Origin of the sequence: Escherichia sp. WS1152, assembly GCF_046487665.1 — a bacterium.
GTDB classification, from domain to species: domain Bacteria; phylum Pseudomonadota; class Gammaproteobacteria; order Enterobacterales; family Enterobacteriaceae; genus Escherichia; species Escherichia coli.
In genome coordinates this window covers 254,798-278,015 of the sequence record NZ_JBJQJA010000002.1, presented here as the reverse complement: position 1 = coordinate 278,015, position 23,218 = coordinate 254,798, and the positions used below count along the sequence as shown (strand labels likewise).

At 52.8% G+C, this 23,218-nt stretch carries 23 protein-coding genes; 3 read left to right on the top strand and 20 right to left on the bottom strand.

Annotation, left to right across the window (positions count from 1 at the left end):
• Positions 1-63: 63 nt before the first annotated feature.
• The 5 genes from accD to pdxB all read right to left on the bottom strand — a co-directional run bounded on the left by accD (position 64) and on the right by pdxB (position 4,903).
• Positions 64-978, bottom strand: a complete 915-nt coding sequence (gene accD / locus ACJHW7_RS05240) for an acetyl-CoA carboxylase, carboxyltransferase subunit beta (protein WP_000118404.1) — start codon at positions 976-978, stop codon at positions 64-66.
• 155 nt (positions 979-1,133) lie between these two features.
• Positions 1,134-1,793: a DedA family protein gene (locus tag ACJHW7_RS05235; protein ID WP_000364331.1), complete on the bottom strand. Its 660-nt coding sequence runs from the start codon at positions 1,791-1,793 to the stop codon at positions 1,134-1,136.
• Positions 1,794-1,875: 82 nt separating this feature from the next.
• On the bottom strand, positions 1,876-2,688 hold the full coding sequence (gene truA, locus ACJHW7_RS05230) for a tRNA pseudouridine(38-40) synthase TruA (protein WP_001283598.1): 813 nt from the start codon (positions 2,686-2,688) through the stop codon (positions 1,876-1,878).
• On the bottom strand, positions 2,688-3,701 hold the full coding sequence (locus tag ACJHW7_RS05225) for an aspartate-semialdehyde dehydrogenase (protein WP_001289165.1): 1,014 nt from the start codon (positions 3,699-3,701) through the stop codon (positions 2,688-2,690). Before ACJHW7_RS05225 ends, truA begins: the two co-directional genes overlap by 1 nt.
• Before the next feature lie 65 nt (positions 3,702-3,766).
• Entirely contained in the window at positions 3,767-4,903 is a 1,137-nt protein-coding gene (pdxB, locus tag ACJHW7_RS05220) for a 4-phosphoerythronate dehydrogenase PdxB (protein WP_001613522.1), read from the bottom strand.
• Between the two features lie 98 nt (positions 4,904-5,001).
• Here pdxB and flk point away from each other — a divergent pair, with 98 nt between their 5' ends.
• Entirely contained in the window at positions 5,002-5,997 is a 996-nt protein-coding gene (gene flk, locus ACJHW7_RS05215) for a flagella biosynthesis regulator Flk (protein ID WP_021557015.1), read from the top strand.
• Here flk and ACJHW7_RS05210 read toward each other — a convergent pair.
• Together ACJHW7_RS05210 and fabB are read right to left on the bottom strand one after the other, a co-directional pair.
• Positions 5,994-7,172: an arabinose transporter gene (locus ACJHW7_RS05210; protein WP_000127774.1), complete on the bottom strand. Its 1,179-nt coding sequence runs from the start codon at positions 7,170-7,172 to the stop codon at positions 5,994-5,996. The two genes, flk and ACJHW7_RS05210, sit on opposite strands and share 4 nt — an antisense overlap.
• Before the next feature lie 308 nt (positions 7,173-7,480).
• The gene (fabB, locus tag ACJHW7_RS05205; RefSeq protein ID WP_000817178.1) at positions 7,481-8,701 is read right to left on the bottom strand and encodes a beta-ketoacyl-ACP synthase I; all 1,221 of its coding nucleotides are present in this window, start codon (positions 8,699-8,701) and stop codon (positions 7,481-7,483) included.
• Positions 8,702-8,859: 158 nt separating this feature from the next.
• Between fabB and mnmC the strand changes: the two genes are divergently transcribed.
• Positions 8,860-10,866: a bifunctional tRNA (5-methylaminomethyl-2-thiouridine)(34)-methyltransferase MnmD/FAD-dependent 5-carboxymethylaminomethyl-2-thiouridine(34) oxidoreductase MnmC gene (gene mnmC, locus ACJHW7_RS05200; protein ID WP_021557016.1), complete on the top strand. Its 2,007-nt coding sequence runs from the start codon at positions 8,860-8,862 to the stop codon at positions 10,864-10,866.
• 120 nt (positions 10,867-10,986) lie between these two features.
• Here the strand turns inward: mnmC and ACJHW7_RS05195 are convergent, their stop codons facing one another.
• The 6 genes from ACJHW7_RS05195 to prmB are packed head-to-tail and all read right to left on the bottom strand — an operon-like array spanning position 10,987 to position 15,536.
• Positions 10,987-11,265, bottom strand: a complete 279-nt coding sequence (locus ACJHW7_RS05195; RefSeq protein ID WP_000559764.1) for a YfcL family protein — start codon at positions 11,263-11,265, stop codon at positions 10,987-10,989.
• 33 nt (positions 11,266-11,298) lie between these two features.
• A complete protein-coding gene (gene epmC, locus ACJHW7_RS05190; RefSeq protein ID WP_001613525.1) occupies positions 11,299-11,847 on the bottom strand; it encodes an elongation factor P hydroxylase in 549 nt (182 codons plus the stop codon).
• Entirely contained in the window at positions 11,847-12,656 is an 810-nt protein-coding gene (locus tag ACJHW7_RS05185) for a sulfite exporter TauE/SafE family protein (protein WP_000447356.1), read from the bottom strand. Before ACJHW7_RS05185 ends, epmC begins: the two co-directional genes overlap by 1 nt.
• Positions 12,656-13,480, bottom strand: a complete 825-nt coding sequence (mepA, locus tag ACJHW7_RS05180; protein WP_001043821.1) for a penicillin-insensitive murein endopeptidase — start codon at positions 13,478-13,480, stop codon at positions 12,656-12,658. Before mepA ends, ACJHW7_RS05185 begins: the two co-directional genes overlap by 1 nt.
• Before the next feature lie 3 nt (positions 13,481-13,483).
• Positions 13,484-14,569 (bottom strand): chorismate synthase, encoded by a 1,086-nt coding sequence (gene aroC, locus ACJHW7_RS05175; RefSeq protein ID WP_000918470.1) that lies wholly within the window; start codon positions 14,567-14,569, stop codon positions 13,484-13,486.
• Between the two features lie 34 nt (positions 14,570-14,603).
• Positions 14,604-15,536, bottom strand: a complete 933-nt coding sequence (prmB, locus tag ACJHW7_RS05170) for a 50S ribosomal protein L3 N(5)-glutamine methyltransferase (RefSeq protein WP_001295704.1) — start codon at positions 15,534-15,536, stop codon at positions 14,604-14,606.
• 165 nt (positions 15,537-15,701) lie between these two features.
• Here prmB and smrB point away from each other — a divergent pair, with 165 nt between their 5' ends.
• Complete coding sequence (smrB, locus tag ACJHW7_RS05165; protein ID WP_000730816.1) at positions 15,702-16,253, top strand: endonuclease SmrB; 552 nt, start codon at positions 15,702-15,704, stop codon at positions 16,251-16,253.
• A 246-nt stretch (positions 16,254-16,499) separates the two neighbouring features.
• On the opposite strand, the gene ACJHW7_RS05160 is transcribed toward smrB, so the two are convergent.
• The 7 genes from ACJHW7_RS05160 to ACJHW7_RS05130 form a co-directional block, all read right to left on the bottom strand.
• Complete coding sequence (locus ACJHW7_RS05160; protein WP_021557017.1) at positions 16,500-17,357, bottom strand: StfH/YfcO family fimbrial adhesin; 858 nt, start codon at positions 17,355-17,357, stop codon at positions 16,500-16,502.
• A gap of 1 nt (position 17,358) precedes the next feature.
• Entirely contained in the window at positions 17,359-17,883 is a 525-nt protein-coding gene (locus tag ACJHW7_RS05155) for a fimbrial protein (RefSeq protein WP_021557018.1), read from the bottom strand.
• Positions 17,880-18,365, bottom strand: coding sequence for a fimbrial protein (locus ACJHW7_RS05150; RefSeq protein WP_021557019.1), 486 nt, complete (start codon positions 18,363-18,365; stop codon positions 17,880-17,882). The genes ACJHW7_RS05155 and ACJHW7_RS05150 overlap by 4 nt, the downstream gene beginning before the upstream one ends.
• Entirely contained in the window at positions 18,362-18,853 is a 492-nt protein-coding gene (locus ACJHW7_RS05145) for a fimbrial protein (RefSeq protein WP_021557020.1), read from the bottom strand. Before ACJHW7_RS05145 ends, ACJHW7_RS05150 begins: the two co-directional genes overlap by 4 nt.
• A gap of 15 nt (positions 18,854-18,868) precedes the next feature.
• The gene (locus ACJHW7_RS05140; RefSeq protein WP_021557021.1) at positions 18,869-19,621 is read right to left on the bottom strand and encodes a fimbria/pilus periplasmic chaperone; all 753 of its coding nucleotides are present in this window, start codon (positions 19,619-19,621) and stop codon (positions 18,869-18,871) included.
• A gap of 22 nt (positions 19,622-19,643) precedes the next feature.
• The gene (locus ACJHW7_RS05135; protein WP_021557022.1) at positions 19,644-22,283 is read right to left on the bottom strand and encodes a fimbrial biogenesis outer membrane usher protein; all 2,640 of its coding nucleotides are present in this window, start codon (positions 22,281-22,283) and stop codon (positions 19,644-19,646) included.
• A gap of 81 nt (positions 22,284-22,364) precedes the next feature.
• Positions 22,365-22,928 carry a fimbrial protein gene (locus ACJHW7_RS05130; protein WP_001613534.1) on the bottom strand — a complete coding sequence of 188 codons (564 nt, stop codon included), beginning with the start codon at positions 22,926-22,928 and terminating at the stop codon, positions 22,365-22,367.
• Between the last annotated feature and the right edge of the window lie 290 nt (positions 22,929-23,218).

Here is a 23,218-nt window from a genome sequence, read left to right as displayed (position 1 = left end):
CGCTGATTCGTTACGGTGAGAATAGCAAAAGGGCAGAGCCAGTGGCCCTGCCCTTATCAGTTATCAGGCCTCAGGTTCCTGATCCGGTACCGGGGGTACCACTACGCCTTCACGCGGCGCTTCAGGATTCGGCGCTGGCAGATTCATCAACTTCGCCAGAATGCTCGCCAGTTTCAGGCGCATTTCCGGACGACGGACGATCATGTCGATGGCGCCTTTCTCGATCAGGAATTCACTGCGCTGGAATCCTGGCGGCAGTTTTTCGCGAACGGTCTGTTCGATAACACGCGGACCGGCAAAGCCAATTAACGCTTTCGGTTCAGCGATGTTGAGATCGCCCAGCATGGCGAAACTTGCAGAAACACCGCCCATCGTCGGGTCGGTCAGCACGGAGATGTACGGCAAGCCGCGCTCCTGCATTTTTGCCAGTGCCGCAGAGGTTTTCGCCATCTGCATCAGCGACATCAGTGCTTCCTGCATACGTGCGCCACCAGAGGCGGAGAAGCAGATCAGCGGGCAGTTATCTTCCAGCGCCTGCTCAACGGCACGCACGAAACGTGCACCCACAACAGACCCCATTGAACCGCCCATAAAGGCGAACTCGAATGCCGCAGCGACAACCGGCATTCCATACAGAGTGCCTTTCATCACCACCAGCGCATCTTTTTCGCCGGTTTCTTTCTGCGCAGAAGCCAGACGGTCTTTATACTTCTTGGAGTCACGAAACTTCAGCACATCTTTCGGCTCAAGCTCGCTACCCAGCTCCACAAGGCTTCCTTCATCTAACAGGCTATGCAGGCGATTACGCGCTGTCATACGCATGTGATGGTCACACTTCGGACAGACCTCAAGATTACGTTCCAGCTCAGCGCGGTATAAAACCTGACCGCAGCTATCACACTTAGTCCACACCCCTTCAGGAATGCTCGCCTTGCGGGTGGGAGTAATGTTGCTTTTAATTCGTTCAATCCAGCTCATTAGGGACCTTTCTGTCTGAACCTGGTTCGATGCCAGTTTTATCTTTGGGGACGCATAATGCCATTTTTGCCCCCAACAGACCATGAATGTTGCACATTAAAACATAACAGCCCGAAACTTTGGATAAAAAAGTGGTCGAACCGCGGAGTTACTTTTTATTTTGCGGCGCGTGCCGCAGCGCGTTTGTGACGAATAAATTCGAAAACCCCAGGCAATATTGAAACAAAAATAATGCCAACAATCATCAGCTTAAGGTTGCTCTGAATGAAGGGGAGCGTGCCGAAGAAATAACCCGCGTAGGTAAAAATCAGTACCCACAACAGTGCGCCGATCACGTTATAAGCGGCGAAATGACGGTACGACATGTGGCCCATTCCCGCAACAAACGGCGCGAACGTTCTGACGATCGGTACAAAACGGGCGAGAATAATCGTTTTGCCGCCATGTCTCTCGTAAAACTGATGAGTCTTATCAAGATAACTGCGACGAAAGATTTTCGAATCCGGGTTACTGAACAGTTTGTCACCAAATAACCGTCCAATGGTATAGTTCACTGCATCACCGACAATAGCGGCAATCAACATAAGCACCACCATCATATGGACATTGAGATCGTTAGTTTCCAGCGACGCCAATGCACCAGCAACAAACAGCAGCGAATCACCAGGCAGGAATGGCGTTACCACCAGCCCCGTTTCGCAGAACAGAATCAAAAACAGAATGGCATAAACCCAGACGCCGTACTCCGCGACCAGCTCTGCCAGATGCACGTCAATGTGCAGGATAAAATCGATGAGGAAATAAATCAGGTCCATATTTGCCTATGCCTTGTACTCGTCATCTTTCAGGCTGTAACTACGTTGGCTACAGCCTGAAATGTTACGAGCGTTATTCTCGTTAGTCCGCCAGAAATAGCGGGCCCATTGGCGGTTTTGGAAGATCATACCGGTCAGGGTAATCCACCGCGACCAGATACAGCCCTTCCGCTTTTGCCGTTGCTGCCGCCAGCGTTCTGTCCTTTGCCGCCAGCAACTCTGCTATCCAGCTCTCCGGCTGGTTGTGGGCACCGACTTCCATCAGGCTGCCGACAATATTCCTGACCATATGATGTACAAAGGCATTCGCTTTGATATCTACCACCACATAAGGACCGTGACGCGTGACATTAATATGCATAACGTTGCGCCACGGGGTTCGGGACTGGCACTGCACCGCACGGAACGAGGTGAAATCATTCTCGCCCAGCAAGCATTGCGCAGCCCGATGCATCCGTTCAGCGTCCAGCGGTTCGTAAAAATGGGTTACCCCTTTACTCAGTACCGCCGGGCGCAGCCGATGATTGTAGATGATGTAGCGATAACGGCGAGCCGTGGCGCTAAATCGGGCATGAAAATCATCAGGTACAGCTTTAACCCAACGCACGGCGATGTCACCAGGTAAATTCGCATTTACGCCCAACGTCCACGCAGCGTCTTTGCGCTGCGCGGTAGTTTCGAAATGCACCACCTGCCCGGTACCGTGTACACCGGCGTCAGTACGCCCGGCGCAGAAGACGGTGATGGGTTCGTTCGCCACCTGAGAGAGCGCCTTTTCCAGCTTCTCCTGCACACTGCGGACTTCATTCTGCCGTTGCCAGCCGTAATACCTACTGCCGTCGTACTCAATGCCCAGCGCAATTTTATAAACTGGCGGTTGTTGCTGGTCGGACATTAGTACAGATACTCCTGCACCAGTTTCTCGGCGATTTTTACTGCCATCAGCGCGCCGCCAAAGCGAACGTTATCGGCCACCGACCAGAACTGGACTTGCTCCGGCATACCGTAGTCATTACGCACGCAGCCAACAGAAAGATGCGGCGTACCAGAAGCATCACCTACCTGAGTTGGGAATTCGTTCTCTTCAGAGAGCACAATATCTTCGCCTTGAGCAAACGCATCACGCGCTTCTTCTGCCGCCAGCGGACGCAGTGCTTCAAAGTTGACCATCTGGGCATGACCGTAGAATACCGGTGCCTGGACGACGCTTGCCGAAATCATCAGTCCTTCGTCCTGCAGGATTTTGCGTACTTCGTCAACGATACGACGTTCTTCACGCACGCTACCTTCGCTATCCGGCAGTAACGGCAGCATGTTGAACGCCAGCTGACGCCCGAAGAAATCTTCTTCGTCAATCGGAATGCCGTTGAGCAATTTAGCACTCTGCCCCGCTAACGCATCGACCGCTTTTTTGCCCTGGGCGGAGGCTGAAATCAGGCTGGTAACGCTGATACGTGATAAACCGCCCTGATCGATTAACGGTTTCAGTGCCGCCAGCAGCTGGCTGGTCAGACTGTCCGGTACGGCGATGACATTCCGGTTGCGGTAATCGGTCAGTACAAACGGGTTTACTTCCGGCACCACCAGCGGTACGTCGGGTTCGAGAGCAAACAATCCGCTGCTGTCGATCACCAGGCAACCTGAGTTGGTCGCTTCTTCAACCCAGGCTGCGGTAGCTTCTTTGCCTGCGACAAAAAATGCCAGCTGCGCCTGCGTCCAGTCGAATTCAGCAGCATCCTGCACGGTGATTGTCTTACCACCAAAGCGCAGTTGTTCGCCTGCGCTTTCGTTACGTGCCAGTGCATAAATTTCCCCAACCGGGAACTGACGTTCAGCCAGCGTTTCAAGCAGGGCTTCGCCCACAGCGCCAGTTGCGCCCAGGACGGCAATGTTCCAGCCTTCAGACATGGTGGTTTACTCCAGAAATAGCAAAGCTCCCTGCCAATGTTACAGCAGAGAGCATGAAGAAGAGATTAACGTGCCGGATGATGAACGGCGTTAAAACCCAGTTTACACAGCAATGATGCCGCACTGGCGTCATCACAAATTACATACAGAGATGACCATTCACGGCGCTCAAGATAGTTTTTGCGCAGTTTATCGAACTCACCCGGTATCCCGGCGACTTTACGCAGCGGTGCGTCATCGCGGCGCACATCATACACCAAATGCACCAGCCTTTTCAGCGTCGGTTGATCGAGCGGGCCATGCAGCGTAATGCGACCAAACTCTGGCGCGGGCAGTAATGTATCCAGCGCAACGTGCTGTTCATGCCCAATAAACTTGCTATAGGCTTCAAACACTTGCGTAGTACCGCGTGCTTTACCTTCCAGGGTATAGCCTGCAATATGCGGCGTGCCGATATCCACTTTTGTCAGCAATTCCACATTTAGTTCCGGCTCGCCTTCCCAGACATCCAGCACCACGCTTAACTTCTGGCCTTCATTCAGGCAGGTCAGCAGCGCGGTATTATCGACGACTGCGCCACGGCAGGCGTTAATCAGAATCGCTCCGGGCTTCAGGTTACGGATCAGTTTTTCATCCGCCAGATGCAGCGTTTTGTACGGCCCGTCTTTGAAGAGTGGCGTATGGAAAGTCAGAATATCCGCATGCTGAACTAATTCATCCAGCGAGCGGAAATCACCCTCATCCCCACGGTCGGCGCGAGGCGGATCGCAAAGTAAGGTTTTAATCCCTAACGCTTCCAGTCGTGCCTGTAAACGTCGACCAACGTTACCAACGCCTACGATCCCCACGGTACGCTCGTGCAGTGAAAATCCATCGCGTTCGGCAAGCATCAGCAGGGAGGAGAAAACATATTCCACCACCGCAATCGCATTACAGCCAGGTGCAGCGGAAAAACCAATTCCCGCCTGCTTCAACCATGCTTCATCGACATGGTCGGTCCCCGCAGTGGCAGTGCCAACAAATTTAATGGGTTTTCCTGCCAGCAAAGATTCATTCACTTTCGTGACCGAACGCACCATCAGCGCATCCGCGTCTGCCAGTTGAGCGACGGGGATTGGACGCCCGGGAACCGCGGTCACCTCACCCAAACGGCTAAATAAGTCGCGGGCATAAGGCATATTTTCATCAACAAGGATTTTCACGTTTGTGTTACCTGTATGAGACGAGAGTTAACCGGACAAGTGTGCCATAATCTCGCGGCCAGGCATACTTGCGAAGATTTCAGGTATAAGGATACGTAATGATACAACCTATTTCCGGCCCTCCTCCTGGGCAACCACCAGGTCAGGGAGATAACCTGCCGTCTGGCGCGGGCAATCAGCCTTTATCCAGTCAGCAACGTACTTCGCTGGAAAGCTTAATGACGAAAGTGACCTCACTGACGCAACAGCAAAGAGCAGAACTGTGGGCGGGTATCAGGCACGATATTGGTCTGTCGGGAGATTCACCGCTGCTTTCGCGTCACTTCCCTGCCGCTGAGCATAATCTGGCGCAACGTCTGCTGGCCGCGCAAAAAAGCCATTCTGCCCGCCAGCTTTTAGCTCAATTAGGGGAGTATTTACGTCTGGGGAATAATCGTCAGGCGGTCACGGATTATATCCGTCATAACTTTGGTCAGACGCCGCTGAATCAGCTCTCACCGGAGCAATTAAAAACCATTCTCACCCTGTTGCAGGAAGGGAAGATGGTTATTCCGCAACCGCAGCAGCGCGAGGCGACCGATCGTCCTCTATTACCGGCGGAGCACAATGCGCTCAAACAGCTGGTGACCAAACTTGCGGCGGCAACGGGGGAACCCAGCAAACAGATCTGGCAATCGATGCTGGAACTTTCCGGGGTGAAAGATGGTGAGTTAATTCCAGCGAAACTGTTTAACCATCTGGTGACCTGGCTGCAGGCGCGTCAGACGCTAAGCCAGCAAAATACGCCGACGCTGGAATCACTACAGATGACGCTAAAACAACCTTTAGATGCCAGTGAACTGGCGGCGTTATCGGCATATATCCAGCAAAAATATGGCCTTTCTGCGCAATCATCGCTTTCTTCTGCCCAGGCCGAGGATATTCTTAATCAGCTTTATCAACGGCGGGTTAAAGGGATTGATCCGCGTGATATGCAACCGCTGCTTAATCCTTTTCCACCGATGATGGACACGTTGCAAAATATGGCAACGCGTCCCGCGCTGTGGATACTGTTAATCGCGATTATCCTGATGCTGGTCTGGCTGGTTCGTTAACCCCGACGAAATGACAGTATCGTGACAATAATTCCCAGCACCGCAGAGATCGCCCCGGCAAGAAATACCGAAGAGTAACCAAACGTGGTCGCCAGCATTCCCGCCAGCGGCCCGGAGACGCCGAGGGCGATATCCTGAAACGCGGCGTAACCGCCCAGTGCGGTGCCGCGAACTTGTGAGGGGACACGTTTAACCACCTCCACGCCCAGCGCAGGAAAGATAAGCGAACATCCGGCTCCGGTTAACGCCGCGCCCGCTAATGCGACCCATGCACCAGGGGCTTGCCAGAGCAGCAACAAGCCCACCGTTTCTACAAGCAGAGAGACGATCGCCACTTTCACGCCGCCAAAACGGTCCGGCATCCAGCCAAACATGACGCGCATCACGACAAATGCGCCGCCAAACGCGGTAAGAGTAAAGCCCGCCATCGCCCATCCTTTGCTGGCAAAGTAGAGCGAAACGAAAGTCCCGATAACCGCAAAACCAACGCCTTGTAGTGCCAGACCTAACCCTGGTTTCCAGATAAGCCCAACAACGCTCCACAGCGATGGACGTTCTCCCGCCAGGGCCGGTACTTTGCGCACTGTGCCGTTACAGGCCCACGCCAGTAAGGGTAATACCATTGTGGTGATCGCCAGTGCGGCAAAACCGTAATGGCTATGAATCAACAGGCCAAGCGGAGCACCAACAGCGAGGGCACCGTAAATCGCCATTCCATTCCATGACATCACTTTGCCAGAGTGTTTTGGCCCTACGATGCCTAACCCCCAGGTCAGAGCGCCTGTCAGTAACTGGCTTTCACCAAAGCCAAGAATCAAACGCCCGATGACCAACAGGGCAAATTTGAACGGTGCGGAGACAGGCAAAATCGCCGCCAGCAGCAACGCGCCGCCCGCCAGACCACAAGCTAACATCCCCTGAAGCGCCGAACGTTTTGCGCCATATTGATCGGCCAGTCGCCCGGCATAGCCACGCGTCAGCACCGTAGCCAGAAACTGAATCCCGACGGCAATGCCGACCATGGTATTGCCATAGCCCAGTTCATGATGAACAAACAGCGGGATAACCGGCAACGGCAACCCTACGGTCATGTAGGTGAGAAAAACCGCAAAAGCGATGCGGAAGAGCGAAAAATTGGCAGAAGATCGTGTTTCGGTTTGGCTTACAGCAGTCATGCATTACTCCAGAATGCAGCGCAAGGCGAGGAGTATCCCCGTCTCATCTCTCTGGTTTCAGGGTTACGGTGCGTTGGCAGGAATTAACGCGTACGTCTTTTCAGAAGGAAATCGACAAAGCGGGAAGTTTGCCTGGTACAGGCGGCGATTGTCAATGATGTGAAAAAGGGAACCATCAGGTTCCCTTTGGCGTTAGTGCCGGAGGCCGCATTGGCGCGTAACGTCGGATGCGACGCTGGCGCGTAATGTCGGATGCGACGCTGGCGCGTCTTATCCGACCTACTCCGACTACTCCGACCTACTGCGAATTAATCTTTCAGCTTGCGCATTACCAGCGTGGCGTTGGTGCCGCCGAAGCCGAAACTGTTAGACATAACAGTGGTCAGTTCGCGATCGGTCGTTTCGGTCACGATGTTCAGACCCGCAGCCTGCTCGTCCAGCTCTTCAATGTTGATGCTCGGGGCGATAAAGCCGTGTTCCAGCATCAGCAGAGAGTAGATAGCTTCCTGTACGCCAGCAGCGCCCAGAGAGTGACCGGTCATGGCTTTGGTTGCAGAAATCGCCGGGCTCTTATCGCCGAACACTTCACGGATAGCTGCCAGCTCTTTCACGTCGCCAACCGGAGTCGAAGTACCGTGGGAGTTCAGGTAATCGATTGGGGTATCAACGCCATGCATCGCCATCTTCATGCAGCGTACTGCGCCTTCGCCAGACGGAGCAACCATGTCTGCGCCATCAGACGTTGCGCCGTAGCCAACGATTTCAGCATAGATATGAGCACCACGCGCCAGCGCGTGTTCCAGCTCTTCAACCACCACCATACCGCCGCCGCCAGCGATAACGAAACCGTCACGGTGAGCATCGTAAGTACGGGAGGCTTTTTCCGGGGTGTCGTTGTATTTAGTAGACAGCGCACCCATTGCGTCGAATTCGCAAGCCATTTCCCAGCACAGCTCTTCGCCGCCGCCAGCAAACACGATGTCCTGTTTGCCCAGTTGGATCTGCTCTACTGCGTTACCGATACAGTGTGCGGAAGTCGCACACGCGGAGCTGATGGAGTAGTTAACGCCATGAATTTTAAACGGCGTGGCGAGACAGGCAGAAACGCCGGATGCCATCGCTTTGGTGACCACATATGGGCCAACCGCTTTCAGGCCGCGCGGACCGCGCATTGCGTCAGCGCCGAACACCTGGAAACGCGGGGAGCCGCCGCCGGAACCTGCAATCAGGCCAACGCGCGGGTTATTCTGGTAAGCTTCCGGAGAAAGGCCCGCATCTGCGATTGCCTGCTCCATAGAAAGGAATGCATAAATGGATGCGTCGCTCATAAAGCGCACAACTTTGCGGTCAATGAGGCCAGTGGTATCCAGTTTTACGTTGCCCCAGACGTGGCTACGCATGCCGGAATCCTTCAGCTCCTGAGAGAAAGTGATCCCTGAACGTCCTTCACGCAGAGATGCCAGGACTTCCTGCTGGTTATTACCGATGCTGGAAACAATGCCCAGGCCAGTAATCACTGCACGTTTCATTCAATACCTCTGTAAGTCGCACATAGAGTAAGTTTCGAATGCACAATAGCGTACACTTGTACGCCGAACAAGTCCGATCAGCCAATTAATAGAGAAATTTGCGCAGCCTTACACACATCGCTAAGATCGAGCCACCGCCTGTAAGACGAGTAACTTACGTGAAACACTACTCCATACAACCTGCCAACCTCGAATTTAATGCTGAGGGTACACCTGTTTCCCGAGATTTTGACGATGTCTATTTTTCCAACGATAACGGGCTGGAAGAGACGCGTTATGTTTTTCTGGGAGGTAACCAATTAGAGGCACGCTTTCCTGAACATCCACATCCTCTGTTTGTGGTAGCAGAGAGCGGCTTCGGCACCGGATTAAACTTCCTGACGCTATGGCAGGCATTTGATCAGTTTCGCGAAGCGCATCCGCAAGCGCAATTACAACGCTTACATTTCATTAGTTTTGAGAAATTTCCCCTCACCCGTGCGGATTTAGCCTTAGCGCATCAACACTGGCCGGAACTGGCTCCGTGGGCAGAACAACTTCAGGCGCAGTGGCCAATGCCCTTGCCCGGTTGCCATCGTTTATTACTCGATGAAGGCCGCGTGACGCTGGATTTATGGTTTGGCGATATTAATGAACTGACCAGCCAACTGGACGATTCGCTAAATCAAAAAGTAGATGCCTGGTTTCTGGACGGCTTTGCGCCAGCGAAAAACCCGGATATGTGGACGCAAAATCTGTTTAACGCCATGGCAAGGTTGGCGCGTCCAGGCGGCACGCTGGCGACATTTACGTCTGCCGGTTTTGTCCGCCGCGGTTTGCAGGACGCCGGATTCACGATGCAAAAACGTAAGGGCTTTGGGCGCAAACGGGAAATGCTTTGTGGGGTGATGGAACAGACATTACCACTCCCCTGCTCCACGCCGTGGTTTAATCGTACGGGCAGCAGCAAACGGGAAGTAGCGATTATCGGCGGTGGTATTGCCAGCGCGTTGTTGTCGCTGGCGTTATTACGGCGCGGCTGGCAAGTAACGCTTTATTGCGCGGATGAAGCCCCCGCGCTGGGTGCTTCCGGCAATCGCCAGGGGGCGTTGTATCCGTTATTAAGCAAACACGATGAGGCGCTAAACCGCTTTTTCTCTAATGCGTTTACTTTTACTCGTCGGTTTTACGACCAATTACCCGTTAAATTTGATCATGACTGGTGCGGCGTCACGCAGTTAGGCTGGGATGAGAAAAGCCAGCATAAAATCGCACAGATGCTGTCAATGGATTTACCCGAAGAACTGGCTGTAGCCGTTGAGGCAAATGCGGTTGAACAAATTACGGGCGTTGCGACAAATTGCAGCGGCATTACTTATCCGCAAGGTGGTTGGCTGTGCCCAGCAGAACTGACCCGTAATGTGCTGGAACTGGCGCAACAGCAGGGTTTGCAGATTTATTATCAATATCAGTTACAGGATTTATCCCGTAAGGATGACTGTTGGTTGTTGAATTTTGCAGGAGATCAGCAAGCAACACACAGCGTAGTGGTACTGGCGAACGGGCATCAAATCAGCCGTTTCAGCCAAACATCATCTCTGCCAGTATATTCGGTTGCCGGTCAGGTCAGCCATATTCCGACGACACCGGAACTGGCAAAACTGAAGCAGGTGCTGTGCTATGACGGTTATCTCACGCCACAAAATCCGGCGAATCAGCACCATTGTATTGGTGCCAGTTATCATCGCGGCAGCGAAGATACGGCGTACAGTGAGGACGATCAGCAGCAGAATCGCCAGCGGTTGATTGATTGTTTCCCGCAGGCACAGTGGGCAAAAGAGGTTGATATCAGTGAGAAAGAGGCGCGCTGCGGTGTGCGTTGTGCCACCCGCGATCATCTGCCAATGGTAGGTAATGTTCCCGATTATGAGGCAACACTCGTGGAATATGCGTCGCTGGCGGAGCAGAAAGATAAGGCGGTAAGCGCGCCGGTTTATGACGATCTCTTTATGCTTGCTGCTTTAGGTTCGCGTGGTTTGTGTTCTGCCCCACTGTGCTCCGAGATTCTGGCGGCACAGATGAGTGAAGAACCGATTCCGATGGATGCCAGTACGCTGGCGGCGTTAAATCCGAATCGGTTATGGGTGCGGAAATTGTTGAAGGGTAAAGCAGTTAAGGCTGGGTAACCAGCTTTGGCATTGTTTGTCGGATGCGGCGTGAACGCCTTATCCGACCTACGTGTGACGTGTAGGCCTGATAAGACGCGATAAGCGTCGCATCAGGCATGGTGCTCCAGACGCCGCAACTTACTGCTGTGACGCCTGCTGAAACAGGTTTTCCCACATATCGGTCACCAGCGCCTGGTCACGCGGCGACAATTCACCAGCACCAATGGCTTTTTCCAGACTCTGGCTAACGGTCGTATGCACCGCCTGAGCGGAGTGGTCATCACCACTTTCCAGTTCTGCGATGGCTAATGTCAGGTGGCCACGCAAATACCCACTGGCAAACAACTCATCATCACTGGCATGGTCAACCATACCGTCGATTAATGCCAGAATGCGTGATTCAAACTCCGCGATCATCTTCTTTCCTCATTGTAAAACGTGGCGCTGGCTTCAGTTGAGCGCTTCCGGCCACGGGAACTGTTCCGCCGTAAGTTCCGGCGTGTGATAATAATTTTGTAGTGCTTTAATGAAACGTGCCGGGCGTTCCGGAATGCCATTTGTTAGATAATCCATCACCTGCGCATGTACTCGCCGTTGAAACACCACGCGGTCCGGTTCGAAGTCGCCTTCCAGATTGTCGCAACTGACGTTAAACGGATATCCCGCCGCCACGCAGAACAACCAGTCAAGCGCCTGCGGCTTCACTTCAACATCTTCAAACTGGCTTTGCGTTTGGGCATCGCGACCGTCCGGGCAATACCAGTAGCCGAAATCAACCTGCTCGCGGCGCGCTTTCCCGGCAATACACCAGTGCGAAATCTCATGAATTGCGCTGGCATAAAAGCCGTGGGCAAAGACGATTCGGTTATACGGTACTTCCGCATCAGCGGGAAGATAGATCGGTTCGTCGTCGCCTTTAATTAGACAGGTATTAAATTCATCGGCAAAGCAGCTATTAAAAATTTCAATTAACTGCTCATAGTGGTGTGTACTGTTCATTAGTTCATCCCCAACCAGTGGAGGATCTCCTGTCCGTGGCTATCATAAAGTAATTTGGCACTCATCACCGCCGAGACGATAACGATCATCGGGCGGATCAGCTTTTGTCCTTTGCTCAACACCAGTCTTGAACCCATGCGCGCGCCGAGGAACTGCCCCACCAGCATCACAAAGCCTGTCGCCCAAATAACTTTGCCGCCGAGAATAAACAGCAGCAAACCGCCGATGTTTGACGTTGCGTTGAGCAATTTGGCGTGAGCCGTGGCTTTGGCGAGGTTAAATCCGCACAGCGTAACGAAGGCCAGCGCGTAAAACGACCCGGCAGCCGGGCCAAAGAATCCATCATAAAAACCGACGCAGCCACCGGCAATTAACGCGAAGGGTAAACCGTACATCCGGCGCTGGCGGTCTTCTTCACCCAGCTTTGGCATCAGCAAGAAATAGAGGCCGATACAAATCACCAGAATGGGCAAAATCTGCCGTAAGACATCAGCCTGAACGTATTGCACCAGCAGTGCGCCGCTCATTGAGCCGATAAAGGTCATGGCGATATTGAGTTTCTGATCGCTTAAACTAACCACTTTGCGGCGAATAAAGTAGATAGTGGCGGAAATAGAGCCGCCGCAGGCTTGCAGTTTATTGGTTGCCAGCGCATTAGCGGGAGACATCCCCGCTGCCATCAATGCCGGAATGGTGAGTAACCCACCGCCACCGGCAATCGAGTCGATAAATCCCGCCAGCATGGCGACAAAAAAGAGAACTCCCAGCAACAGCGGGGAAACCATAAACAGGCTATTAAACGTTTCCATTAGATCACGTGCTCATCCAGTAGCGCCTGGCAGGAAGGCGGCAACGGAGGCGGTGTCTTCTTCTCAGGCTTTGTTGTTCCCGGTTTTGGAGGTTCAAACCAGCTTTGCAGTTCTGCCCCGCAACCATCGCCTGGTGGCGGTAAAGGTTGATCTTCACACTCCAGACTATCGGCAGGGCAACGTAATCGTACATGCATATGCGCGCGATGCTGGAACCAGGGTCGCACTTTGCGCAACCAGTCGCGATCGGTGCCCGCATCAAGGCAAAGTTGTTGTTTAATCGCCGGATTAACAAAAATGCGCGTGACGTCTTTGTCCTGGGCGGCGAGTTTGATCAAGCTGAAAATTTCTGGCTTCCACAGCGTGGAGACAACGTGTTTACCGTCGCGGGAAACTAAGTCCAGTGCTTGCGGGCGCAAGAGCTGCGCGGAGGTCCAGCGAGTTTTCGGCAGTTGCAGAAAGATATCGACATCCAGTCCGGTCTGGTGGCTGGCATGACCGCCGTTGAAACGCCCACCAGCGGGCATCCCCATATCGCCAATCAGCACCGTACCCATGCCCAGATTGCTCACCTGGCTACTCAGACGCTGGATAAACATCACCAGGTCCGGGTGACCGAAATAGCGACGCTGATCGGTACGCATGACCTGATAATGTTCGGACTGTATCGGCAGCGTGTCAGCACCGACGATACAGCCATTAGAAAAACTGCCTATCGATTGTGCGCTACCCGGCACAGGTTGGGTTATTTTTTGCCACGGCGTCGCTGCCAGGCTAGCGCTACTGGCAAGCAGAGCCAGCAGCGCAATCGCGGTTTTGTTCATTTTTTACCAGCGTGGAATATCAGTCTTCACATCGGCATTTTGCGCCCGCTGCCGTAACAGGTGATCCATTAAAACGATCGCCAGCATCGCTTCAGCGATCGGCACTGCACGGATCCCGACACAGGGATCGTGACGGCCTTTGGTGATCATCTCAACTTCTTCGCCAAAGCGGTTAATAGTGCGCCCCGGCACGGTAATGCTGGAGGTCGGTTTCAGCGCCATATGAGCAATGATTTGCTGCCCGCTGCTGATACCGCCGAGAATGCCGCCCGCATGGTTGCTCTGGAAACCGTCTTTGGTGATTTCGTCGCGGTTCTGGCTGCCGCGCAGCGCCACTACGTCAAAACCGTCGCCAATTTCCACGCCTTTCACCGCGTTGATGCTCATCAGCGCATGGGCGATGTCGGCATCCAGGCGGTCAAAGACCGGCTCGCCAAGTCCGGCGGGGACACCACTGGCAACAACGGTGACTTTCGCGCCGATGGAGTCGCCCTCTTTTTTCAGCGCGCGCATCAGTTCATCTAACGCGTCGATTTTGTCGGGGTCCGGGCAGAAGAACGGATTTTGTTCAACCAGCGACCAGTCTTTGATTTCCAGCGGAATGTCGCCCATCTGGGTCAAGCAGCCGCGGATTTCAATACCAAATTTCTCGGCGAGATATTTTTTGGCAATCGCCCCTGCCGCCACGCGCATGGCGGTTTCGCGGGCGGAAGAACGTCCACCGCCGCGATAATCGCGCAGACCGTATTTTTGTTCGTAGGTGTAATCAGCATGGCCTGGGCGGAAAACGTCTTTAATTGCGCTGTAATCCTGAGAGCGCTGGTCAGTGTTTTCGATCAACAAGCCAATGCTGGTGCCGGTAGTAACGCCTTCAAAAACACCGGAGAGAATTTTGACCTGATCCGGCTCGCGGCGCTGGGTGGTATAGCGCGATGTCCCAGGGCGACGACGGTCGAGGTCATGTTGCAGGTCCGCTTCCGTCAGCGGAATGCCTGGCGGAACACCATCGACGATGCAGCCGAGCGCCAGCCCATGCGATTCGCCGAAGGTGGTTACGCGAAAGAGTTGTCCAATTGTGTTTCCAGCCATCACGGCTCCGTTATTGTTGTGTTTGCGTGTTTACTTAATCTTTATAAATCGCGAAATATTCACGGGCCGCCAGCAGCTGCTCTTTGGTGAGCATAAACACACCATCGCCGCCGTTATCAAACTCCAGCCAGGTGAACGGAACATCCGGATATTGTTCCATAAGATGTACCATGCTGTTGCCGACTTCACAAATCAACACGCCATCATCAGCAAGGTAATCTGCCGCGTTTCCAAGAATGCGACGTGTCAGTTTAAGGCCGTCGGTGCCAGATGCCAGGCCCAGTTCCGGCTCGTGACGGTATTCGTTTGGCAGGTCGGACATATCTTCCGCGTCGACATACGGCGGGTTAGTGACAATCAGATCGTATTGCACTTTCGGCAAATCACGGAACAGATCGGAACGAATCGGAATGACGTTGTGGATCAGACCGTGTTCTTCGATGTTCTGTTCGGCAACCGCCAGCGCGTCGGGAGAGATATCTACCGCGTCGACTTCCGCTTCCGGGAAGGCATAAGCACAGGCAATGGCGATGCAGCCGCTACCGGTACACATATCTAAAATATGCTGCGGTTGCTTGCTGATGAGTCCGGCAAATTTATTGTTGATCAGTTCACCAATCGGCGAGCGCGGTACCAGCACGCGTTCATCGACGTAAAATTCATGACCGCAGAACCAGGCTTTGTTGGTCAGGTAAGCCACCGGAATGCGCTCGTTGACGCGGCGGATCACGCGTTCAACAATACGGTGTTTTTCGCTGGAGGTCAGACGCGCGGTGCGCATATCTTCCGGGATATCCAGCGGCAGGTAGAGCGATGGTAACACCAGCTGTACGGCTTCATCCCACGGGTTATCGGTGCCGTGACCGTACCAGATATTTGCCGCGCTGAAGCGGCTTACCGACCAGCGCAACATGTCCTGAATGGTTTGCAGCTCATTTACTGCTTCATCAACGAAAATTTTATCCACGTATTCCTCCAGGGCATGATCGCAATAATTTCGGCGGCTAGTTTGCCATGAAGATGACGATAAATCAGCATTCACGCGCGGTGAGTGAGGAAAAATACGTTTAAAACGATCGATTGTGCTACGAGTCGGGTAAACTGTAGGAAAATTAGAAATAGAGACAGATAAATGAAAAAGAAAACAACACTTAGCGAGGAGGACCAGGCTCTGTTTCGCCAGTTGATGGCGGGGACTCGCAAGATTAAGCAGGACACGATTGTCCACCGACCACAGCGTAAAAAAGTCAGCGAAGTGCCGGTGAAACGCTTGATCCAGGAGCAGGCTGATGCCAGCCATTATTTCTCCGATGAGTTTCAGCCGTTATTAAATACCGAAGGTCCGGTTAAATATGTTCGCCCGGATGTGAGTCATTTTGAGGCGAAAAAGTTGCGACGCGGTGATTATTCGCCGGAATTGTTTTTGGATTTACACGGTCTGACGCAGCTGCAGGCCAAGCAGGAACTGGGCGCATTGATTGCCGCCTGCCGCCGTGAACATGTGTTTTGTGCCTGTGTGATGCATGGGCATGGTAAGCATATTTTGAAACAGCAAACGCCGCTGTGGCTGGCGCAACATCCACATGTGATGGCATTTCACCAGGCGCCGAAAGAGTACGGTGGTGATGCGGCGTTGCTGGTGTTGATTGAAGTGGAAGAGTGGCTGCCGCCGGAATTGCCGTGAATATTAAGTGCCGGATGTGGCACTGGCACCGAATGCCGGATGCGGCGTGAACGCCTTATCCGGCCTACAAAGTGTGCAAATTCAATAGATTGTGATTCAATTGTAGGCCTGATAAGACGCGACAGCGTCGCATCAGGCATCAGCAATAAAACTTGCAAATTCAATACTTTAAGATTCAATTGTAGGTCTAATAAGACGCGCCAGCGTCACATCAGGCATCAGCGCACAACTGCCGGATGCGGCGTGCTAAAGCATATTCAGCACATACTGGAAGCGACACGTTGAATCAATGGGCTGCAATACGCTGGTATCTACGCGCACCATAATATCATGCAGTTGCCTATCGGTAATCGGATGCGGAACCGGCGTCACCGTCACTTTGGCATCATCGCATCCTGATGCTGTAAAGGTGATCATCTGCGAAACAAAACGGCAATTAGCCCCGCGAGGATCAGTAAAATCGCTACCGTCACACAGCTTCTGACTTTCCATTAAATAGGTCGACAGGGTTGTCTCAATGATTCCCCCTACGGCGTCTGTTGATTTCAGATTTAATGTTTTTTTATGAATAACCATATTCTCATCCCAGGAAACATCATATGACGCCAGTGGGATTGACGGGCAGGAAGAATTATGAGTTTTTGGCCCTGTATATGTTGCCCCTGTTTGTCCCGTATCTTTAGTGGTAATCTGGCTTGATACCAACCACGGGCATCCTTGAACATCGCCCGTTACTGAAACTTTCAAATCAGCCTCATAACAATCCCAACCGTAAGGGCTGGTAGAAGGCACACTGGTAACGCCGGGGCATGTTGAATCCGGTAACTGGTATGTTTTCACTAGATTAATTGTCGGAGCCGGTATACCAGCCGGCCCATTCCAGCTTACAAGAGTCAAATTACCAAGGGTGAGCATCCATGGATCACTGGTCGCATACTCCCCTGTATATACTCCTGTTGAGGTCACCACTTCCAGCATAAATACAGATTTCATGAAAGGGCCTGGGACTCCCATCGGGGTATACATCATAAAATCCTCGGCGTGGGCACCCAGGCTAAATAACAGCAGTGTCAGGAAGCCCAAAAAGCGTCGTATTATTTTCATCTTAAATATACTCAAAAGTGGCGGTCAGGCTGGCGGTGAAGTCACCGGAGGTTACATCACGACCGCTTTTCGCCTGCAACCAAGCATTAAAATTGAGGTTATTCGCGCCGATACTGAGATTGAACGTCGCGCCAGTTGTGTCATTAAGCGGCACCCAAGTTCCGTCAGACTTTTCCATGCCAATCCCTATCCCCTGCGCGTCCGATGCTGGGTCAGGCGCCAGAAATCCTGGCTGTTCGCTGTCTTCCGTCCCGGTCAGGGTGATTTTGACCTGGTAATTCGCCGGACCTTTGCAGTCTTTCAGCTTAAAGACTACCGGCACCCTGGAAGACTGCCCCGCAACCATTAAATCCTGACTGCTGACAGTGGGGAAATGCACTTCCGCCAGCAGTTCGCCATCCACCACCAGGGTGCAGGATTTACTTAACAAATTGCCGTAAAAATGCAGATTGTCCGCCGCCAGCGTGGTTCCGCTGGCGGCGAGCAGCAGGCTTGCCAAGAGCATACTTTCGGTCTTTGTTTTCATTGATAATCCACCCGTAATGTTGCGTACGCTGAAAATGCGCCGTCATTTAATGTGGCGCCGCTCGCTTTTACCGGTACTGCCTCCAGCTTCGGCTTTTGTGTCAAATCCGTGGCGTTGATGGTCAGCGGGGTATTAAGCTGAAAACGTTGCCCGTTCTGCAAAAGCTGAATACCGAATCCCGGAACATCGGTTTCGATGGCCGCGTCGTTGTAGCTGGTTTGTGTGCCCGTCCAGGTGAGCGTCATCTCCCAGGCCTCATTGCGAACGTCGGAGTCACATTTTATGGTGTACGGCACCTCCTGGCGGGCGTAGTTGCCATCAATGCTGTCGATAAGCACATCACGAAACTCCAGCTCGATAGTCTGGCCTTCGTTGATAGTGCAGGCAGGCGGCGACACCAGCGTACCGTGAAAGGTGATATCCGGTGAGGCCAGAGCCCCCCCGCATACACCACAAATCAGCAAAAGTGCGAGTCGTTTCATTGGTAATCCACCACCATGGTCATACTGGCGTTAAATTCCGCTGGCGCGAGCTGTACGCCGTTCTGTTTTACCGGCACCGCCTTGAGCTGCGGCAGAGAGTTAAATGCAAAAGGCGTCCAGTTATTTTCACCAATGGAAAAAAGGGAGTTATCGGCGGCGTTTTCGATACGGATGCCAAACCCGGCAATGCCTGCATCCAGCACAGTTTCACCGTTCACGGTGGTGGTGGTGCCTTTCAGTTGCATCCGCAGATCGTCTGACAGACGCCCCGAACAGTCGAGGGTATAGCCCGCGTTCTGGCGGTAATTGTTGCCATCGATACTGGCGATCAGCACATCGCCAAACTCCACTGCACTACCGGTCACGGTACAGGGCGGCGGCGCATCCACCAGGACTCTGAGTTCCAGGTTGACGGGTTTCGTTTCTGCACTGGCGACATTCCAGGCCAGCAGCGCAATGCCCGACACCGCCAGATAAATTATTTTCATATGGCTCTCCCGGCATCAGCCTTTGCGGCTCTGCTCTGCGTCCACCTGGCAGGTATCGCCACCACATTTAAAATACAGCGGCATCCGTGCGCCATAGTCGTTGACGTAGGTCAGCACCGGGACGCTATCCATTTTGACCTTTAACGGTACGGAGGTTTTTGGCGATATCACCATGGGAGAAAATCCCGCTGCCGGATTGCCGTTTTTCTGCGCGCTGGCGTTACTGATAACCACGAAGTACGGCGTCGGGTTATTGACTGTAAACTCCTGGCCGCTGCGGGTTAAGGTCACCTTATGCTGCCACGGATTTTTCATGCTGACGTTTTCCAGCGCTTTTGGTCGCCAGAACAGCTTGATGCGCGTTTGCAGCGCAATCTGTAACGTGTTGGGTTTGTTCGATTTCGGCGGGATCTCACGCACGTTGAAATAGAACACGCTCTCGCGGTCGGCAGGCAGCTTGTTGATATCCGGCATGCCCTGTACCTTCACCTGACCGTTCATCATGGAATCGATGCGCTGCACCGGCGGCAGTACCGTCAGTGGCGAGCTAATCTTGTTACCCTGTTCATCTTCCATCCAGCTTTGTGCCAGATACGGCATTTTCGGGTCGTTATTGCGCAGCGTGACGCTGATTGATTTATCACTTTCGTTAAAAATCAGGCGTGTACGGTCCGGCGTGACAGAGGCCTGTGCTGACAGGCTGGCGGCAGTTATCAGTAACGCCAGCGTCGTTGCGGCCGTTCTGGCAGAGCAAAATAGATTCGTCATGGATCATTCCTTAATCACGTTGTTAATTGGCGGATACCGATACCGGCGCTTCCGTTGGCATCACCTGCTGGGTCTGCTCCTGGATCACCGGCTTAATTTGATGAGGCATCGAAGGAGATATCGCCCCTGTTTGTTGACATGGTAGTAACAGGCCATTGAACAGATCGGCTGGCAGTGGGTCCGGCAGATGAATATCACAGTGGGCCACACCGCCCCATGAAACGATCATATGCTCGCCAGGTTTGACACCCGCGAGGTAGACGTTGCCGTCATCATCAACCAGACCGACGTTCTGCGCGTTGTCATTTTTCACTTCCGCGCCAAACGGCGGATGACTGCCATCTTGCAGGCGCAATACCGCCATCGCTTTTTGCCCGCTGATAACCGAAAACTTACGGTAGCCAATGGCTCCTTCGGTAAGCGTCGCCTGCACCACGGACTGGGTGGCTTCGGCGTTTTCCGGCAGGTTGTTAAGGTCGATATAGGCCTGATTGCGGTAGTAGTTGTTGACGTCTGCCACCACGGTCTTACCGAACATATTGGTGTAAACCGCCGCGCCATTTCCTTCCACCGGAACACCAGCCACGCCATCGGCATCAATCAGCAGGCGCGTACCGCCCATATTCTGGGTACGGTGGAGCGCGCCACCCTGCGCGGTCAGCGTCGCGCCGCCCTGTAAGGAAATACCTGCCGAGGTGTACTGTCCTTCATGGTAGTTGGCGCTGAGGTCCACCTGCGCCAGCGAGCCATCGTGGCTGTAATAGCCGTCAACGCTGGAGTGTTTGTCACTGGTCCCCACGTTCAGCTGGTAGTGAGTTGCGTCATCGACACGGCTGAAATACCCCACCTGGCTGCTGTCCGAACCGCTGCCGTAGTTGCCGTTATAGCTGATGGTGCTGCTGTCACCCCACGGCATACTGAGCGATATGTACACACCTTTATCGGCCTGGTTATCATACTCGTAGCGGTATCCGGTCATGGAAATGCTCATATTGCGGATACTGCCCAGGTTGAAGTAGTGCGAGAGCATGACGTTGTAGTTGGTCTGTTCGTCGCGATCCCAGTAGGTATGGCGGGTGTAGTTGAGATAAACAGACACACCGGCATCCCTGAAGTTCTGGTTATAGGTTGCGGTGTACATCTCTTTGTCGTTGCCGGTGCGCACCATTTCGCTGTCGCTGGCATCGAGATACTCGCTCATGGTCATGAAGTTCTCTTCCGAGAAGCGGTATCCGGCAAAAGTGACGCGGCTGTTCAGTTCATCGAAGTCTTTGGAATAGCTCACGCGAAACGAGTTACCGTCCAGTGAACCTTTACCGTAGGCGGTCTCTTTATCCAGGCGGGTATGCGAGTGGGTGATATCAAAGGCGACTGCGCCAAAGACAGACAGGTCGCGACCGACGCCAAGCGCCGCCGACTGATAGTGTTCATCTGCCAGCGCCCCGCCGTACAGCGACCAGCCGTTGGCAATCCCCCATGAAGCTTCGCCGCCGGAGAAGAAACCGCCCTCAACATGATGCCCCCACTCCTGCGGGCGGCCCATCATCAGCTTATAGCGCACCTGGCCGGGGCGGGTCAGGAACGGCATCGAGGCGGTGTTGATGTCATATTCCTGCACCTGGCCGTTCTGTTCTTCAATGCGGATGTGCAGTGTACCGGAGACAGAATCGCCAAGATCCTGGATGCGGAACGGCCCCGCCGGAACCTGCGTTTCGTAAATCACGCGGCCCATCTGGCTGACGGTCACTTTCGCGGTGGTGTGCGCCACGCCGGAGATATCCGGCGCATAGCCGCGCAGATTCGGCGGCAACATTTGATCGTCGGTGCTGATACTGCCACCCACGTAGTTAAAGCCGTCGAAAATATCAGAATTAAGGTAGTCTTCGCCAAGGCCAAGTTTGGCTTTTAGCGACGGTAAGGCCCGCCAGGCGTAGTAGCGGCTCCACTCCCAGTTTTTTTGCGTGTCATCACCGTTGATAACATCGTCATCATTGCTTTTGCTGTGCTGGTAGTCAGTCTGCCAGTCGGCTCGCAGACGCCATGCGCCGAGGTTAACCCCAACCGTTCCGTTGCCGCTGATTTCATTGCTGTCATCCCCGCCATTTTCTTCATGTCGTGTCTGGGCGGTAATACTGTAGTCAGCAATTAAACCAGAAATACCGTCATCCCAGCGTGAAGGTGGATCCCAGTTGATGTCGGTATATTCAAGGTAAGCCTGGGGTAATGAAATGACTAACGCTGACTGACTCAGGTCAGCTTTAATATCAATGCCTTCCAGTTGACCGGGTTTCAGGCATTTGCAGTCGTGGATCCATTGCAGGTTTTTTGCCACATCCTCTTTTAAGCCAAACTGCGCGACCAGTTCAGGCGTCAGGCAGGCATAGGTTTTACTGGCATCGTTCTCAGAGGCGTACCAGTAAATATCGTATTCTTCCGCCAGCGGCTGTTTATTTAGTTGAACCTGTAAATTGTATTTACCAGGTTCGACATATCCCTGGCTGGAAAATCGCTTCAGATCGATTTTTGTGTCGCCTTTTAACTCCAGAAAACGGGAATCAAACTGAATTTCATCTTCAGCCCAGGCATTGACATAACACCCTGACATTGCCAGCGCAATGCAGCAGGGAAGCACCCGCAGTCGGAAAAGAGAATGGTCAGGCATACACGTATCCATCCGTAATTATTATAATTTGCGCGAATTCCATTTAAAAACCCCATAGCCCGAAAGCTATGGGGGTATCACTTAGAGATAAGTAATCTGGAAGGTCGTGTTGGCTTCAAAATTACCTAAATCTGGCGCATCAGCAGCGCCCACCAGCCAGGCTTTAAAGTCCAGCGTCTGCTTCGCTTTGCCTTTGTTGGTCGCCGTATCTTTTACGATTTTCTGGTCGATACCCGCGCCGCTTTTGTAAGAGGTCCCCTGAGCGTCACCAATGGCCAGGCTGACATTGTTAAATGCCGCACCGGTATCGGTATTGTAAATGGTGTAGTAATTGCCGCTGTTGGTAGAAGACGCGTTACCCGTGAAGGTAGTGGTCATCGTTGTCTGGGTGTCAAACACACAATCTTGCAGATGGATCTGGAAAGCTTTCGGTGTAGAAGTCCCGTTGTTTTTCAGGATCCCTGAACCAATGTCACCCATATCCACTTCCAGTTTGTGATCATCAGGAACGATGGAGCACGGGGAATCTTCAATGGTGCCGTAAAAACGAGCTGTACCGTTGTTGCCAGCGGCGATTGTTGAAGTAGAAGCGAACGCACCCATTACCATTGTTGCAGCAATAGCTGTTTTTACAAACTTACTCATTATTTGTCCTTAAACCATAAATAATTAAAAATATAAACATTGCAATACATTGATTCAGTCAATAGCAATTATTTATACCCAGCCATTGAATAAGCTATCCGATCTAACTAACAAGAAAATAGGTCGCATAAGAAGATATTCTTTGGTGTGGGCGGATGGTGATATTTTGTCTTTATTGTTTCAAATTATATTTACTTAACAGTGAATTAAGGAGCACTTAACATATAATCAAAAAGGTGAAATTTTGAGAGTTTACTTATAAAAAACAAATAAAATGCTTAGAAAACATC

Excerpts from the sequence above, each read along its gene's own strand:
- accD (WP_000118404.1), bottom strand. The coding sequence starts at position 978 with ATGAGCTGGATTGAACGAATTAAAAGCAACATTACTCCCACCCGCAAG.
- ACJHW7_RS05235 (WP_000364331.1), bottom strand. The coding sequence starts at position 1,793 with ATGGACCTGATTTATTTCCTCATCGATTTTATCCTGCACATTGACGTG.
- truA (WP_001283598.1), bottom strand. The coding sequence starts at position 2,688 with ATGTCCGACCAGCAACAACCGCCAGTTTATAAAATTGCGCTGGGCATT.
- ACJHW7_RS05225 (WP_001289165.1), bottom strand. The coding sequence starts at position 3,701 with ATGTCTGAAGGCTGGAACATTGCCGTCCTGGGCGCAACTGGCGCTGTG.
- flk (WP_021557015.1), top strand. The coding sequence starts at position 5,002 with ATGATACAACCTATTTCCGGCCCTCCTCCTGGGCAACCACCAGGTCAG.
- ACJHW7_RS05210 (WP_000127774.1), bottom strand. The coding sequence starts at position 7,172 with ATGACTGCTGTAAGCCAAACCGAAACACGATCTTCTGCCAATTTTTCG.
- fabB (WP_000817178.1), bottom strand. The coding sequence starts at position 8,701 with ATGAAACGTGCAGTGATTACTGGCCTGGGCATTGTTTCCAGCATCGGT.
- ACJHW7_RS05195 (WP_000559764.1), bottom strand. The coding sequence starts at position 11,265 with ATGATCGCGGAGTTTGAATCACGCATTCTGGCATTAATCGACGGTATG.
- epmC (WP_001613525.1), bottom strand. The coding sequence starts at position 11,847 with ATGAACAGTACACACCACTATGAGCAGTTAATTGAAATTTTTAATAGC.
- ACJHW7_RS05185 (WP_000447356.1), bottom strand. The coding sequence starts at position 12,656 with ATGGAAACGTTTAATAGCCTGTTTATGGTTTCCCCGCTGTTGCTGGGA.
- mepA (WP_001043821.1), bottom strand. The coding sequence starts at position 13,480 with ATGAACAAAACCGCGATTGCGCTGCTGGCTCTGCTTGCCAGTAGCGCT.
- aroC (WP_000918470.1), bottom strand. The coding sequence starts at position 14,569 with ATGGCTGGAAACACAATTGGACAACTCTTTCGCGTAACCACCTTCGGC.
- smrB (WP_000730816.1), top strand. The coding sequence starts at position 15,702 with ATGAAAAAGAAAACAACACTTAGCGAGGAGGACCAGGCTCTGTTTCGC.
- ACJHW7_RS05160 (WP_021557017.1), bottom strand. The coding sequence starts at position 17,357 with ATGAAAATAATACGACGCTTTTTGGGCTTCCTGACACTGCTGTTATTT.
- ACJHW7_RS05155 (WP_021557018.1), bottom strand. The coding sequence starts at position 17,883 with ATGAAAACAAAGACCGAAAGTATGCTCTTGGCAAGCCTGCTGCTCGCC.
- ACJHW7_RS05150 (WP_021557019.1), bottom strand. The coding sequence starts at position 18,365 with ATGAAACGACTCGCACTTTTGCTGATTTGTGGTGTATGCGGGGGGGCT.
- ACJHW7_RS05145 (WP_021557020.1), bottom strand. The coding sequence starts at position 18,853 with ATGAAAATAATTTATCTGGCGGTGTCGGGCATTGCGCTGCTGGCCTGG.
- ACJHW7_RS05140 (WP_021557021.1), bottom strand. The coding sequence starts at position 19,621 with ATGACGAATCTATTTTGCTCTGCCAGAACGGCCGCAACGACGCTGGCG.
- ACJHW7_RS05135 (WP_021557022.1), bottom strand. The coding sequence starts at position 22,283 with ATGCCTGACCATTCTCTTTTCCGACTGCGGGTGCTTCCCTGCTGCATT.
- ACJHW7_RS05130 (WP_001613534.1), bottom strand. The coding sequence starts at position 22,928 with ATGAGTAAGTTTGTAAAAACAGCTATTGCTGCAACAATGGTAATGGGT.